The 14,009-nt window shown below is 48.5% G+C and carries 12 protein-coding genes and 1 pseudogene; 7 read left to right on the forward strand and 6 right to left on the reverse strand.

The features are described from left to right. Positions 1–5: 5 nt before the first annotated feature. The 4 genes from HRE53_RS02040 to pyrH are packed head-to-tail and all read right to left on the reverse strand — an operon-like array spanning position 6 to position 3,884. Positions 6–1,439: a YdiU family protein gene (locus HRE53_RS02040; RefSeq protein ID WP_235108883.1), complete on the reverse strand. Its 1,434-nt coding sequence runs from the start codon at positions 1,437–1,439 to the stop codon at positions 6–8. Between the two features lie 49 nt (positions 1,440–1,488). Further along, complete coding sequence (locus HRE53_RS02045; protein WP_212661997.1) at positions 1,489–2,619, reverse strand: geranylgeranyl reductase family protein; 1,131 nt, start codon at positions 2,617–2,619, stop codon at positions 1,489–1,491. A 1-nt stretch (position 2,620) separates the two neighbouring features. Continuing rightward, a complete protein-coding gene (gene frr, locus HRE53_RS02050; RefSeq protein WP_212661998.1) occupies positions 2,621–3,169 on the reverse strand; it encodes a ribosome recycling factor in 549 nt (182 codons plus the stop codon). Further along, positions 3,156–3,884, reverse strand: a complete 729-nt coding sequence (gene pyrH / locus HRE53_RS02055; RefSeq protein ID WP_212661999.1) for a UMP kinase — start codon at positions 3,882–3,884, stop codon at positions 3,156–3,158. Before pyrH ends, frr begins: the two co-directional genes overlap by 14 nt. Positions 3,885–4,124: 240 nt before the next feature. Between pyrH and HRE53_RS02060 the strand changes: the two genes are divergently transcribed. From HRE53_RS02060 to HRE53_RS02080, 5 genes are all read left to right on the forward strand, one after another. Further along, positions 4,125–4,982 (forward strand): tetratricopeptide repeat protein, encoded by an 858-nt coding sequence (locus HRE53_RS02060; protein WP_235108884.1) that lies wholly within the window; start codon positions 4,125–4,127, stop codon positions 4,980–4,982. Between the two features lie 63 nt (positions 4,983–5,045). Beyond that, a complete protein-coding gene (locus HRE53_RS02065) occupies positions 5,046–5,594 on the forward strand; it encodes a DUF721 domain-containing protein (RefSeq protein ID WP_212662000.1) in 549 nt (182 codons plus the stop codon). A 1,055-nt stretch (positions 5,595–6,649) separates the two neighbouring features. Next, on the forward strand, positions 6,650–7,222 hold the full coding sequence (locus HRE53_RS02070) for a ferric reductase-like transmembrane domain-containing protein (RefSeq protein ID WP_212662002.1): 573 nt from the start codon (positions 6,650–6,652) through the stop codon (positions 7,220–7,222). A 56-nt stretch (positions 7,223–7,278) separates the two neighbouring features. Continuing rightward, entirely contained in the window at positions 7,279–8,319 is a 1,041-nt protein-coding gene (locus tag HRE53_RS02075) for a WD40 repeat domain-containing protein (protein ID WP_212662003.1), read from the forward strand. Positions 8,320–8,655: 336 nt separating this feature from the next. After that, entirely contained in the window at positions 8,656–9,375 is a 720-nt protein-coding gene (locus HRE53_RS02080; protein WP_235108885.1) for a DUF928 domain-containing protein, read from the forward strand. Between the two features lie 32 nt (positions 9,376–9,407). On the opposite strand, the gene HRE53_RS02085 is transcribed toward HRE53_RS02080, so the two are convergent. Then, complete coding sequence (locus HRE53_RS02085; RefSeq protein WP_235108886.1) at positions 9,408–10,985, reverse strand: mucoidy inhibitor MuiA family protein; 1,578 nt, start codon at positions 10,983–10,985, stop codon at positions 9,408–9,410. Between the two features lie 171 nt (positions 10,986–11,156). Here HRE53_RS02085 and HRE53_RS02090 point away from each other — a divergent pair. Together HRE53_RS02090 and HRE53_RS02095 are read left to right on the forward strand one after the other, a co-directional pair. Continuing rightward, positions 11,157–12,876, forward strand: a pseudogene (locus tag HRE53_RS02090) (Rieske (2Fe-2S) protein). A 9-nt stretch (positions 12,877–12,885) separates the two neighbouring features. Continuing rightward, the gene (locus HRE53_RS02095; RefSeq protein ID WP_235108888.1) at positions 12,886–13,755 is read left to right on the forward strand and encodes a phosphodiester glycosidase family protein; all 870 of its coding nucleotides are present in this window, start codon (positions 12,886–12,888) and stop codon (positions 13,753–13,755) included. 28 nt (positions 13,756–13,783) lie between these two features. Here the strand turns inward: HRE53_RS02095 and HRE53_RS02100 are convergent, their stop codons facing one another. Continuing rightward, positions 13,784–14,002, reverse strand: coding sequence for a hypothetical protein (locus HRE53_RS02100; protein WP_235108889.1), 219 nt, complete (start codon positions 14,000–14,002; stop codon positions 13,784–13,786). Positions 14,003–14,009 lie beyond the last annotated feature (7 nt).

The raw sequence follows: 14,009 nt of genomic DNA on the forward strand, positions 1-14,009 counted from the left end.
CCCGGCTAAGACTGACGCAGTTGCTGGAGTAAGTCATAGAAGGGTTGCCAATCGTCTTCTACCACGATGGGTTCCCAAATGGCCTCAATTTGAGGACGGGTAATGACCGTCAGGGGGTTGTGCTGCAATCGTTGTTTGATAGCAGCCACCTCAGTCTGAGGATATTGTTGGAGCAGACGGTGATAAAGCTGCCGCCATTGCTCTAACTGATCTTGCCATTGGGGAGGGCTTAAAAGCTCTGATTCACTGAAAATATGACCAGGGTCGACCCGCCAAGTCTCTTGAAATTGCAGCCGTAATTCAGCAAAGAACTCATGGTATCCGACTTGCGATCGCTGCAAAAAATCCAGCGTCAGTACCAACAGATCTTCGGCTTCCGTCCTCTCCGATGGCTCAAACCCCAACTTCCTCAACATCCGCTGCCGATAGGCCGAGTAGTAATGCTGTTTAAAAGATTCAAGCCCTGCATCTAAGTCAGCCTGGGGAATCACCGTCACCAGGGGACGCTGCAACATCTCTAGATTCCAATGACACATGGTGGGCTGGTTGCCATAGCTGTAGCGCCGAAAATGATCGAAATAGGCAGCAGTAAAGTTGGGATCTAGGGTTTGAATAAAGGCATAAGGCCCATAATCAAAGCTTTCCCCTGTGATCGACATATTGTCTGTATTCAAAACAGCATGGCAAAATCCCACAGACATCCATTGGGCCACCAACTCCGCCGTTCGCTGGACTAACTCTGCATAGAAGCGGACATAAGCATCTGGCTGTTGCCAGAGATGGGGATAGTAATACTGGATGACATGATCGAGGAGCTGCTGGATAAGGTCAGGTCTTTTCAATGCCAGTAACCGCTCAAAAGTACCAAAGCGGATATGGGACCGACTAAACCGTACCATCACTGCCGAACGAGTCGGAGAGGGTTCATCTCCTCGCCATAAGGATTCTCCCGTCTCAATCAAACTCAGACATCGAGAGGTCCGCACCCCCAAATGGTGCAGCGCTTCTGCTGCCAACACCTCCCGTACACCTCCTTTTAGGGTTAAGCGACCGTCTGCACTTCGGGAATAGGGAGTCGTTCCAGATCCCTTAGTACCCAGATCATAAAGTTCCCCATCTGTTCCTCGGACCTGGCCGTATAGAAAGCCTCGCCCATCCCCTAGCCGGGGGTTATAGTCTCCAAACTGATAGCCGTGATAGCAGAGGGCCAGTAAGGGTTCGCGACTCTGAAACTGCCCATAGGCTTCTACGACATCAATATCACTGACCTGTTGGGCATCCAGCCCCATTTGCCCCAACACAGCATCATTGCGAAATTGCAAGACGTGATGGGGAAACTCAGCCGCCATCACTGGATCGTAAAAGCTCTCGCCCAGGGCTTCCAGAGCCGGTTCAAAATCTAAATTAAGCAGCAGGTTTGTGGTGGATGGGGTCGACATAAATTGCCAGAGTGATGGCCGTTGAAGCTAGGAAAGGGAGAATACCCTCTCAATTGACGCCAGGCATCATCCCCTTACTCAAGCGCTGAATAGCATTATTGGCCACGTCTCGATATCCCACTTCGCCTGAGAGGAGCTGGCCCATTCTGCGGGTAGCACTGGGACGCTTCACCCCAATTTGATAGCCAATTCCGGGTACCCGATAAAACACGCTGGCGAGTCGTTGGGCCCACTTCATCTCGCCTCCCCACTCCGTCGCCATCACCTCAGAATAATTCTCCAGGGCATCACTTTGGCCTGATAGGGCTGTATCAATTGCTTCGGAGGCTTTCAATCCACTAAACATCGAAGGACGAATGCCTTCAGCCGTAAAGGGGTCAACCACGCAGGCAGCCTCCCCCGCTAGGATCGCATTTTGAGTATGGAGGGTTTGGTCCCCATTCCAAAGGCAGAGGGGATGGCCATGCTGGCGTATTGACGTAAAGTCAACGCCAAACATTTTCGAATATTCCGTGACAATGGCTCGCAGATCTTGGCGCTCACCGCCACGAAAGGCCCCAATACCAATGGAATAGCCATCTGCCTTGGGAAAATTCCAGATGTAGCCGTTTTTGACTAAGCCAAATTCAAAATGAACCGTATCAGGGTTCTCAATCTCCGTCATGGCTTCGGCTTCTAGTGCCCCACCCAGCTGGCGCTTGCGGTCTTTGAAACCTAACCATCTTGCCATCGGCCCTTTGGCCCCGTCAGCAGCGATCAGATATTTTCCAGAAACAGGACCATTTGCGGTATTCACCTGCCAATGATCGGATTGAAATTCAATCCCTGTTACTGCTGTATTTTCTCGCAGTTCTGCTCCTTGCTTTTGGGCTTGCTGAATCAGGAAATGATCAAAAATATCTCGGCGAACCATCCAAATGGGTTCTGGGGTCTGTAAATCCGCTAGCACCTCATCTTCCATATTCCAGGTGTAGCGAACTGTTTTAACCTTCAGGGAAATAGCAGGAGAAAAATCAAAATCAAACCATTCCGCGACCACTGGAGATACGCCACCTCCACAAGGCTTATAGCGCGGTAAGGTTTCTTTTTCCAATACCAGGACCGATCGACCTTTTTTGGCAAGGTGGTAGGCTGCGGTACCGCCTGCTGGCCCCGCCCCGACAATAATGCAATCAAACATATTAAACCGTGGTGATTTCTGTTTCCTTATCAGCCAAAATCTTATCAATTTGGTTGGTATATTTATCGGTCAAACCTTGAATCTGATCTTGCAGATCCTTCGATTCATCTTCCGAGATATCACCACTTTTGCCCTGCTTCCGCGCCGTATCAATGGCATCTCGGCGGATGTTGCGGATAGCAACTTTTCCTTCTTCAGCAATCTTGCCGGCCATTTTGACGAAGTCTTTACGGCGTTCTTCCGTCAAAGGGGGAATATTGAGGCGAATGGCTGAGCCATCATTATTAGGTACTAAGCCCACATCCGAGAGGGAAATCGATTTTTCGATATCCGTTAAACTGCTGGGGTCAAAGGGCTGAATCGTAATTGTGCTGGCATCTGGGGTGCTGATGGTGGCCAAAGAGCGCAATGGAGTCTCCGTACCATAATATTCCACCGTAATTCGGTCCAACAAAGAGGCATTGGCTCGACCCGTCCGAATCGTGTTGAGGGACCGCTTCATAGCCTCAATAGACTTTTCCATTAAAGTCTTGGCATCAGCTAACTTCACAAGAACCTCCCACAATAGTGCCAATGGATTCGCCCAATAGGGCTCGCCGAATATTTCCAGAAACAGATAGGTCAAAGACCAAAATAGGAATATTGTTGTCTTTGCACAAGGCGATCGCAGTGCTGTCCATCACTTTCAAATCATGGGTGAGGACATGTCCGTAGGTCAAACTTTGAAATCGCTTGGCATTGGGATTGATTTTAGGATCTGCATCGTACACTCCATCCACCTTGGTGGCCTTCATGATGATATCTGCATCAATTTCAGCCGCCCGCAAAGCTGCGGTGGTATCCGTGGTAAAGAAAGGATTGCCAGAGCCTGCACCAAAAATGACCACCCGGCCTTTTTCTAGATGGCGCATGGCGCGACGGCGAATGTACGGTTCTGCCAATTCCTGCAGGGAGATAGCGGTTTGTACACGGGTCGGTACATCCATTTGCTCGAGGGAATCTTGCAGAGTCATCGCATTCATGACCGTTGCAATCATGCCGATATAGTCTGCAGTCGCTCGATCCATACCCGCAGCTGCACCTTTCACACCGCGAAAAATGTTGCCCCCTCCGACCACAACAGCGACCTGTATGCCACGGGCTGCTACGTCAGAGATCTCTTCAGCAATTCCTTGAACAATGGTGGGGTCAATACCATAGGGCAAAGTTCCCATTAGGGCTTCGCCACTAAGCTTTAATAGGACCCGTTGATAGGTATTTCCCATGCAATGATAACTGCTACGAAAATTGCTCCCCAATTAAGATAGCAGGATTAGGGATCAGGAGGTTGGCTAAAATGATTTTATTCAGCTTTCGAATTGCCTATTGACAGTATCAATAGATGATTGGAGTAACGATGAAGTTGCCAAGACTCAATCATGACTCTGTTGTCTCTAACCACAGAAACCAGTGAAATAGTTACGGTAATAAAAGAAATTGAAGTGTCAAGGACTAATTTATAAGCCATGAGGCATCCCTCCCGTTGGATCTTAGGAAGACTATTTTTACTACTGTGTCTACTCAGTATTGAAATGACGTTGGGTGGACACCTTGCGATCGCAGCACCGAATCAATCCACTCCTCCTCCCTATACTGCTGAGATCGAAACTCAGGTAGAGGATCTATTTAACGCAGCGATGGAAGCAACCAACAAAGGTAACTTTGACCAAGCGGAACAATATTGGACCGAAGCCCTTGAGTTTCTGCCTGATAACCCTGCCATCTGGAGCAATCGAGGTAATTCCAAGATTGGCCAAGGTAATTTTGAGGCTGCTTTAGTCGACTATGACCGTTCAGTTGAACTGGCTCCTGAACAACCCGATGCCTATCTAAATCGGGGTACCGTCCAAGAAGGACTAGCCAATTGGGAAGCTGCGATCGCAGATTACAACAAAGTGATTGAACTGGATCCGAAGGAGGCGGCTGCCTATAACAATCGTGGCAATGCCAAGGCGGGACAAGGAGATTGGAATGCTGCTCTAACAGATTTTGAAACAGCCATGGCGTTATCTCCACAGTTTGCCTTTGCTAGAGGCAATTATGCCCTCGCTTTGTACCAAGTGGGTGAGCGCGATGAGTCTATTCGGACTATGCGGAATTTAATCCGCAAATATCCCCAGTTTGCCGATATTCGTGCAGCGATGACGGCGGCTTTATGGGACAAAGGCCAAATTGGTGAAGCAGAAAGTAATTGGGTAGCTGCCATTGGACTAGATTCGCGCTATAAAGATACAACCTGGCTAGCAGAAATTCGCCGCTGGCCCCCCGCTTTGGTTGAAAACATGGAAGGTTTTCTCACCTTGTCTGGTGAGAAAGGGGCCTAGAATTGAATCAAACCTCTGCTTGAGTTCAGGAGGTATTTGTCTTCTCTGTTGTTTTAATTGGTCATGTCTCTCAAACCCGTCCAACAGGTTCTATCAACCTTAAAACAAACCCATTGGCAGCATGAGCAGGAATTTGTGCAGTTGTTGGATACCTGGACCCAGATTGTTGGACCTGTCGTTGCTGCCCAAACTCAACCCATCCAAATTACACCGCGAAAAATTTTGCTTGTGGCCACGACTAGTTCTGCCTGGGCTCAAAATTTAGCGTTTGAACGAAATCGCATTCTCAAGAAGCTGAATACCCAGCTCTCATATGAATTTACAGACATTCGTTTTTCCACGAGCCAATGGCCGAGAGGGTCGAACACCCTCCGCCGTCGTTCCTCAGTACCTCCGTCAATTACACCTGCTAGTTTGCTCCCAGCCTTACCCGTTTCCCAACTGGAACCTAGCCTCGATCCTAATGAGGCGTTTGAACGGTGGACGGATGCAATCCACCAACGGTCTCATGGGTATCCGACTTGTCCTGTCTGCCAATGTCCAACTCCAGAGACTGAACTACAACGCTGGTCCGTCTGTAGCTTATGTGCAGTTCGAGAACCAGAAGTATAGGTCTGCTGACTGACAAAAGTTGTACCTTATATTCAGTCAATTTATCTCCAGTAATAGCGTGTAGAGATTAACTGCATAATTTAGGAATCAGCACCATTAGATTGGACGCCACGCTAAGAGGATGTTTGAAAAAGCTCCAGCAAAGTATGCCAATCGTCTGACCTTAATGCCAATCATAGCCAGATAAATGAATGTTTCACTAGCCTGTGCTAGAGACTCACAATTCCATTCAATCGACAACGCCAGTTCCACCAGTCAAAGGTGCGCCCAGGAGAAAAGTCTCCAGACACATCCTTCCCACAAGACCTAAAACATAGCGTTGAGAGCCAGTCCTTGGGTGTCCTAGCAGGGCTGTTTCAAGTTCACCTGAGGTGATTTAAAAGTACTGGAGATACGTGAGCAGAAATAATGTTATGAAAAATCTAGGTGCACGATAATTTTGGTTTCAGATTTTCTTTCAAGAACTTAAAAAAGCCCTGGGTGTCCTCGACATTTAGCTGCAGTTAGGAGGCATTCAAGGAGTTCTCCTTTCTCTAAAGTAAGGTCGATTTACACATTGCTCCTTGAAGCTAGGGTTTGGCAATGACAGTCTACTCACAAAGAGCTTTTTTATAGAAATTTCGATTTCTCACATATCCTCTCAGCCATTTACAGAAAACCACGAAAACTCATAAGAGCAGAACGCTTTCATAGCGAAATATAGTCAAATAATTTACCCAGAAAAATACCAAGAAGATTTTTTTATAAGGAATTTGCGTATTTTTTTTTATTTAATTCAGATAGGTAAGAAGAGTAATCAATTTAACCTCATAATTTTTTTGCCATATTTTAGCAGTATTTTGAAATTTACTTTCCATAATCTCTCTAATTAGCTTAATTAAAATTACTTCATAAAAGCTCGAATCAAGTCTTGCAATTAGCTAAAAATAACTATTATTATTTTTCTGATTATTTCAATAACTTAAAAATATATTCATCCCTTTTTACGACTTTCATAAATATATCTAAAAGGTGCATAGCATCAATTTCATTGACCTTTTCATGCATTGAGTTCTATGTTTAGGCTTGATTATCCCCCTCTTGCTAACTGGGCTGGATTTATTGCTGCCCTGCTGTATGTCATTACTTTATTGCCCACTATCTTAAGGGTGGTATTTCCATCTACTAAAACAACAGGTATTCCTAAAAGCTTGCTAATTCAGCGCCGACTTCTTGGGATTATTGCTTTTTTAATGTCTGTCATCCACGGATACTGGCTAGTCTCTAAGAGAGAACTCGACTTTTTAGACTTCCAAACTTATTGGATTTATTGCCAGGGAATTATTACGTTTCTCATATTTACTTTACTCGCAATCACCTCTAATGACTGGAGTGTAAAAAAGCTTAAAAAGAACTGGAAAAAGCTTCATCAACTCACTTACTTTGCAATGTTCTTGCTGTTGTGGCATGTTATCGACAAAATGTGGGGCCATTGGACTTGGGTAACCCCACCATCCCTAGTCATAACAGGGGCAATTACGATTTTATTTTTAGTTCGAATGATTCGTGAAAATCATCAATCAGATAAGCCCAAAGGGCAGAATCCTGAGTCACCAGCAACCAAAGAAACGGCCTCCAAAACTGACTAATGGATGGCTGCTTGTAATCACTCAATCACCCTCAACCATTTACTAGGAAAAATAAAATGGCAAAAACCACTCAAAAAAAGAACTGGGTACTGTTCCTTTTGATGTCTACTGCAGCCACTTTATATGGACTGAGAGCCCATGAGCAGCTAGGCCGTACCGTTGCTTATCAAGCTGCACCATCTCAGTCTATATCGACCATTCACAAGACCCTGCAAACGCTAAAAAATAATAGTGTATGGATCTATGCGATCGCACTCAGTCCCGATGGTGAAACCTTGGCGAGTGGGCGCTATGACGGCAAGATTGAGCTATGGAATTTACGCACTGGCACCTTACGTCAAACCCTGAAAGCTCATGAAGATGCCGTCTCATCTTTAACAATCAGTGCTGATGGCCAAACATTAATCAGCGGTAGCTGGGATAACCGCATTAATTTATGGGACTTACACACTGGGAACCATCTGCATACTCTAGAAGATGCAGCAGATGATGTTACTGCCATCGCCCTCAGTCCAGACGGCAAATCCTTGGCTGCCAGTGCTGCAGATAAAACTATCAGACTCTGGGATTTGAAGTCGAGCAGTCAATTGCAGGTCCAGAAAGCCCCCACTGTCGTTCTGTCTTTAGCCTTTAGTCCTGATGGGCAGGTTCTAGCTGGGGGGAGCCGGGATGGTGTCGTACGGTTCTGGCAGCGGGATAGTCTTTCTCCTAGAGTTGCCCTAGAGGGACATCAGGGTGCGGTACAGTCGGTCTCCTTTAGTCCCGATGGCACCTTATTGGCCAGTGGCAGTGAAGACCAGAGCATGAAAGTTTGGCATCTCTCCGAAGGGAAACTCCTGCATACCCTCCAGGGCCATAATGCACCTGTCTTATCGGTTGCCTTTAGTCCAGATGGCCGCAACTTAGCCAGTGGGAGTTATGACCGCACCATTAAAATTTGGAATCCTGTATCCGGTCGGCCCCTCAAAAATTTGGTCGGACATACCAAGTCAGTGCAATCGATCCAATTTAGTCCGGATAGTCAAACCTTAGTGAGTTCCGGCAGTGATGCCACCGTAAGAGTTTGGCCGATTGTTGCGGCGACGGCTCTCCAGTAACCCGTGATCAAACGCCCACGGCTGCAGCGAGTTTGCATGCTGTCTTCACTGGCCTTTTTAGGCCAGTGAGCTGGAACACAGAGCCTCAAAATCCAGTCAGATAAAATGATAGAGCGGTTTAAAAGTTAGGGAACAGTAAATAAGGAAACTAGTTAACTGGATGACTTGGATGCATTTTATAATCCTGGAGTCTTCAGATCATTCACTAGTCTTAAAGCGTCCACAATCTGGAGACAGAGCTTCGTCTTGAGCATTGCTATGGAGGTAGGCTCCAGTTCCTTTCCCTAAGTTACCACTCAAAATTTATCTTGTTCTGTAGAGGTCTCAATCGACGGTATGTCTAAGATATTGTCCCGAAGTATGCCCTTGTTAGCGAAAAGTATTGCGATCGCATCTATTGCTGGAATTTGCTCACAAGCGCTACCAAGCTATGCCGGGTTTAATCCGGGGGGCACCGTCGGCAAGCCTGGAAATCGGCGGGGATTAGCTACCCGAGGCGGTGGTTGTAAGGCTAGCAGCAACCCAACTTTAACCACATTGGTTCCTAAAAACAATGTAGGTTTGACCGCATCAGCAACCCCAACCTTCTACTGGTTTATCCCCAACAACACCTATCAATACGTCAACTTCTCCCTGTACAAGGTGGATGCCGAAGATAACCCTACGGATTTGGTCTATGCATCGACATCTCGAATTTCCGGTGAGGGGGGATTAGCCAGTGTCTCTTTACCAGAGCAAGGGACTACTCAAACGTTAGAAGCGGGTAAGAGCTATCGCTGGATGGTGCGACTGCTCTGTTCCGGCAATGATCGCCGGGGACTCTCGGCCACCGGATGGATTACCTACAGCCCACCTAGCCCCCAGTTGTCCAATCAGTTAGCGGCCCAACCGGAAAATAAGGCCGATGTCTATGGTGAGGCTGGCTATTGGTATGACGCTGTGAAAGAGCTTGCACTGCAAAAACAAGCCAATCCCAACAGTCCTGGGGTAAACCTGGCTTGGAAAGCGCTGATGGAATCGGAGTTTGTCCAGCTCAACCAACTGGCTGCTCTGTAAAGGATTAGGCTTTTCCAGTCGCCATAAAATTGCTAAATATTTAAGCCCTGAACCGTTTCAGTTGGTGGATATTCAACGGTGAAGTGATACTCAATCACCTGGCGTTGCTGAGGGGCTAGAGCCAAGGTCCAATCCAACTGGCCCAGTTCACCACACTCAATTCTGGGCTGGCTCTGGGTGAGTCGGACTTTGAGGCGCTCGTCTCGACTCACGGGCAGTTGTTCCGTTAGCTGTAGCTTGGCTGCTTGTTCCAGGAAATTGGTTACGACTAGACGATAGGCAAAGGTAATCCGGCGCTGGCCTCCGATCAGTTTTTTATCGACCTGGCGTTCGGTAAGCTCTCGCTCTATCCCCAGCCCTTCGTCAATGCCAAGATCGGTCTTGAATTCCTGGCCTGGGGCAGTATGGTCTAGTTGGACGGTGCCAACAAACATGCGATCGCGAAAAATATTCGCTTTGCCGGGCAAGAGGGTAACACCATCCATAGGATTTTTTACGGTGGCCTGGAGATAGGCAAAACTCACCCGACTCGGCATGGCAATATGCTGGCAATCCACGGGATAGTCTTGATTCGCTAGGGTGACGGTATGGGGGTTGCCATCGCTGGGAATATCGCTATTGCCCCCAATGCTAAAGGAGACCACGGTTCCCGATTTAGAGATATCTGCTGTGGCCACTTGGGCCTTGTTCTTCCGGGCTGGACTAGGCGGCGCTGCTGCTTTGATGTCGGCTCCTACTTCTAGGGCTGGCATGGGTGCAGAGGACTTTCGCCGTTTAAGCATTTCTACTTGTTGAGGTAAGGCGATATACCATGGCTCCAATTTGGGAGGTAAGGAGCCTAATCCTGGCTTAGCGGTAGATAAGGTTAAGGCGACGGCATTCCAGCTTTCTCCAGTCGTCTGTTCGACTTCAGCCAGATAGGCCAGGCCAAGAACGCCTGTTTCAGTATTGAATTGCAAATCATACAGGGGACGCCACTGGGCCTGGTTGACTCGATAACTGACTTCTAGATCCAGTTTGCCTACTGCTGGGGCAATTTTAACAACAAGATGATAGCGCTCATGGGGACGACGAGTTTGTAGTTTCTGGAGCTGATCTTCCAGCAATTGCAGCTGCTGCTGCAGGGTTTCCTGCTGTCCCTGAATCCGGGTAATGGCATCGCGATAGATTTCATATTGCTCTCCCCAAAACTCGAATAGGGCATGGGTTTCGGTCAGGGTTTGCTGTTTGACAATCTGCTTCGACAGGGTGGGGATTGCTTTTTCACTCAGAGCTTCTACCGCCTTTAATTTCAGCTTAACGGCCTCTAATTGATCCTGATATCGCCGTTGCTGTCGCTGCAGCTTTTTGACCTGTGCTTCTAAATGAGCTACTTCCGGGGCAACGGATTCGAGGGTCGCCAGCAATTCTGTTCTTACCCCTAGTATCTGCACGTCTTGGGTACTCGCCCCTGAGACTCGCACCGAATCCGTCTGTAAGGTCATGGGTAAATCAGGAAGGAGTATTTCCTGTTCACTCCCCGTCAATTCAACCGTCCCTTGGCGGGTGATTTGGGCCTGACGACTAAAGACGGTAACCGCCGCAATCTGAGTATCAATGGTGGTTTGCATGAGTACTTTATTAGGAGATGATTCGGGATAGAGGGGCGTTCAGTTCAGAGATTAAGGGCATTGCCCGTTCCACACCCTAGCACTATGTGAGTTATCCTAAATCCCATCAATACCCAAAAATTGTTCTGAAGATACTCCCAGCAGTCAGATTTTCCAGAAGAAGAGGTAGGTATGGAGAAATGCGATCGCACATTCCGTTACGTTGCTGACCTAACCGATTTATCCGAATCGGGCTGCCATGTCGTGTATATGGACGGTAAAGCCATTGCCCTTTTTCGGCAAACAGATCAGATTTTTGCCATCGACAACCGCTGTCCCCATATGGGGTTTCCCCTCCATAAAGGTACTGCCCAGGACGGCATTCTGATTTGCCACTGGCACCATGCCCGGTTTGATTTAGCCAGCGGAGGCACTTTTGATTTGTGGGCGGATGATGTCCAGTCTTTTCCTGTGGAGATTCGCGAGGACCAGATTTGGGTGGATCTGACTACGCCTCAGGATCGCAAAGCCTATTATCGGCAGCGACTCACGGATGGATTGGAGCAGAGCATTTCTCTAGTGATTGCTAAATCTGTGTTGGCATTGCTGGCCTTGGGGGTCGATCCGGCTGAACTGATCGAAATCGGACTGACCTTTGGGAGTCGCTACCGACGGGCCGGTTGGGGAGCAGGACTAACAATCTTGACCTGCATAGCCAATCTTTTACCCTATTTAGATGAGGAGGATCGGTCGTTAGCCCTGTATCACGGGTTAAGTGCGGTCGCTCGGGATTGTGCAGGGTCGCCTCCTCGATTTGACATTCAGCCCCTACCGCAAACAACGACTGAGTTTGCCACCCTCAAAGGCTGGTTTCGAGAGTTCGTAGAGGTTCGAGATCAGCAAGGGGCCGAACGCTGTCTAGTCTCCGCCATTCGCAGTGAAGCTCCCCCTGAACAAATTGCCGAGATGCTCTTTGCCGCTGCCACAGATCATCGATTTCTCGATGGCGGTCATACCCTGGACTTTACCAATAAAGCCCTTGAAGCATTGGATGTGGTGGGTTGGCACCAGGCCGAGTCCATTTTGCCCAGCTTGGTAAGGGGATATACAGGCGCTGAACGCATGGAAGAGTCCAGCGCCTGGCGCAGTCCTGTTGACCTAGTTGCTCTGTTGGAGCAGGCTTTTGCAAAACTGCCTCAAATCTATCAGGCATCCCAACAGGCTCCAGTAGATCAAGCTACTTTAATCCCGATCCTCTTAGGAGATGATCCAGCCCTGATCATTGAAGCCCTGCTCCAAGATATTCAGGCCGGATGCAGCGACGTTGAATTGGCCCAGGGGGTCACCTATGCTGCCGCAAGGCGGGTAGCCCAGTTCAGCATCAACAATGATTTTCGGGATTGGGATATTGCCCATCACACCTTTACCTTCGCCAATGCCGTTGGCCAGGGGCTGCGACGAACTCCTTCAGTCACCCTTTTGCGAGGGGTATTTGATGGGGCGATGCGAATCTATCTCAATCGGTTTTTGAATATTCCCCCGGTTCCTTTGCCCCGCCCGGATAACCAGGAGCCTTCCCTGACAGCCCTTCCTGACTTGCTCGATCGCCAACAGCAGGTGAAAGCAGTGGGTGAGGTGGTGGCTCAATTTCAATTCAATGGGGGTGAGACGCCACACCTATTGTCTGAACTAGGGAAACTCCTACTACGGGAAGATCGCAATTTCCACACCATCCAGGAAATAGAGGCTGCGGTTCGCCAGTATGAGCAGTGGTCAGATCCGAGCACCCGTCCCTATTGGTTAGTTGCGGCCTCTCGCTACTTGGCTGCCCATGCCCCCCACCGCCAGAGCCCAAGGCCAAACCTATCGAATTGCCCACCGACTTCAGCAGGGAGATCAGGTCTTTGAATAGGAGATGGATATGAGATTGATTGGATGGTCTATCAGTATGTCTTTGGCCATGAGCTTGGGATTGTGTTCTGCTCCATCTCAACTCTCACCGCAGCCCCCGCCTCCCACGATGCAATATCAAAAGCAGGAATTGTCGAAGGCAATCGTCCACATCCTGCGGATTCCGAACCACCCTCGCTATACTGTTCGTCTTGATGTAGCAGACGGTCTCCAAACCGTGGTTGATTTTGCTCAAGGCACGTCCAAATCCGTCGCCGTCATTAATGGGGGATACTTTGACCCTGCTAATCAACAAACCACATCCTATATTCGTCGAGGGGGCCAAATTCTGGCTGACCCGTCTCAAAATTCAAGACTGGTCGATAATCCAGATCTCCAAGCCTATCTCCCCAAAATCCTCAATCGCTCTGAATTTCGGCAGTATCAATGTGGTTCTGAGGCTACCTGTGCCATTACGCTGTTCAAGCAGCCTGTCCCTCCCGATTGCACCCTTACTTATGCCCTGGGGGCGGGGCCTCAGTTACTCCCCCAACTGACGGCCCAAGGGGAAGGATTTACGGATTCGGTGGATGGCCAAGTGGTTCGAGATGCCATTGGCAGTCGTCAGCCCAATGCCAGAAGTGCAGTCGGTATTACCAAAGCGGGAGATGTGATCTGGGTAATGGTGGAGCAGTCCTCGACAAAGCTAGGGCTCTCTTTACCTGAGCTAGCCGATTTCATACAACAGCAGGGAGCAGAGTCTGCCTTAAATCTTGACGGGGGCAGTTCATCTTCCCTGGTTTATCAAGACCAGGTCATTACTGGCAAAAGCCTGCGAGGAGAGCCCCTACTTCGCCCCGTGAAGTCAGTTTTGATGGTGCTGGATAACGCACCTAAATAGAGCTGTAATTAATAGGTAGGACATGGAACTAGCGGATTGGGTGATAAACCTTGATACTGCCTTGAGCAATCAGAGGTCGGAGAATTTCGTCCGTTAGCTGAGTTTCAGGCTCTGCAGGGGTGGGGGGTTGGAGCTGGGATTCTAGTCTTGCGATCGCAACTTTCAATGCTGATGCGGTTCGATGATTCGTACAAGCTGCCAATTGATTACGAAGCTGTTCGATTTTGTCTATGGTTAACAGAGCCATCGGAGTC

Source organism: Acaryochloris sp. 'Moss Beach', assembly GCF_021497025.1.
Classification (GTDB): Bacteria; Cyanobacteriota; Cyanobacteriia; order Thermosynechococcales; family Thermosynechococcaceae; genus Acaryochloris; species Acaryochloris marina_A.

Excerpts from the sequence above, each read along its gene's own strand:
- HRE53_RS02075 (WP_212662003.1), top strand. The coding sequence starts at position 7,279 with ATGGCAAAAACCACTCAAAAAAAGAACTGGGTACTGTTCCTTTTGATG.
- HRE53_RS02065 (WP_212662000.1), top strand. The coding sequence starts at position 5,046 with ATGTCTCTCAAACCCGTCCAACAGGTTCTATCAACCTTAAAACAAACC.
- HRE53_RS02040 (WP_235108883.1), bottom strand. The coding sequence starts at position 1,439 with ATGTCGACCCCATCCACCACAAACCTGCTGCTTAATTTAGATTTTGAA.
- HRE53_RS02085 (WP_235108886.1), bottom strand. The coding sequence starts at position 10,985 with ATGCAAACCACCATTGATACTCAGATTGCGGCGGTTACCGTCTTTAGT.
- HRE53_RS02095 (WP_235108888.1), top strand. The coding sequence starts at position 12,886 with ATGAGATTGATTGGATGGTCTATCAGTATGTCTTTGGCCATGAGCTTG.
- HRE53_RS02060 (WP_235108884.1), top strand. The coding sequence starts at position 4,125 with ATGAGGCATCCCTCCCGTTGGATCTTAGGAAGACTATTTTTACTACTG.
- HRE53_RS02080 (WP_235108885.1), top strand. The coding sequence starts at position 8,656 with ATGTCTAAGATATTGTCCCGAAGTATGCCCTTGTTAGCGAAAAGTATT.
- HRE53_RS02070 (WP_212662002.1), top strand. The coding sequence starts at position 6,650 with ATGTTTAGGCTTGATTATCCCCCTCTTGCTAACTGGGCTGGATTTATT.
- HRE53_RS02045 (WP_212661997.1), bottom strand. The coding sequence starts at position 2,619 with ATGTTTGATTGCATTATTGTCGGGGCGGGGCCAGCAGGCGGTACCGCA.
- pyrH (WP_212661999.1), bottom strand. The coding sequence starts at position 3,884 with ATGGGAAATACCTATCAACGGGTCCTATTAAAGCTTAGTGGCGAAGCC.
- HRE53_RS02100 (WP_235108889.1), bottom strand. The coding sequence starts at position 14,002 with ATGGCTCTGTTAACCATAGACAAAATCGAACAGCTTCGTAATCAATTG.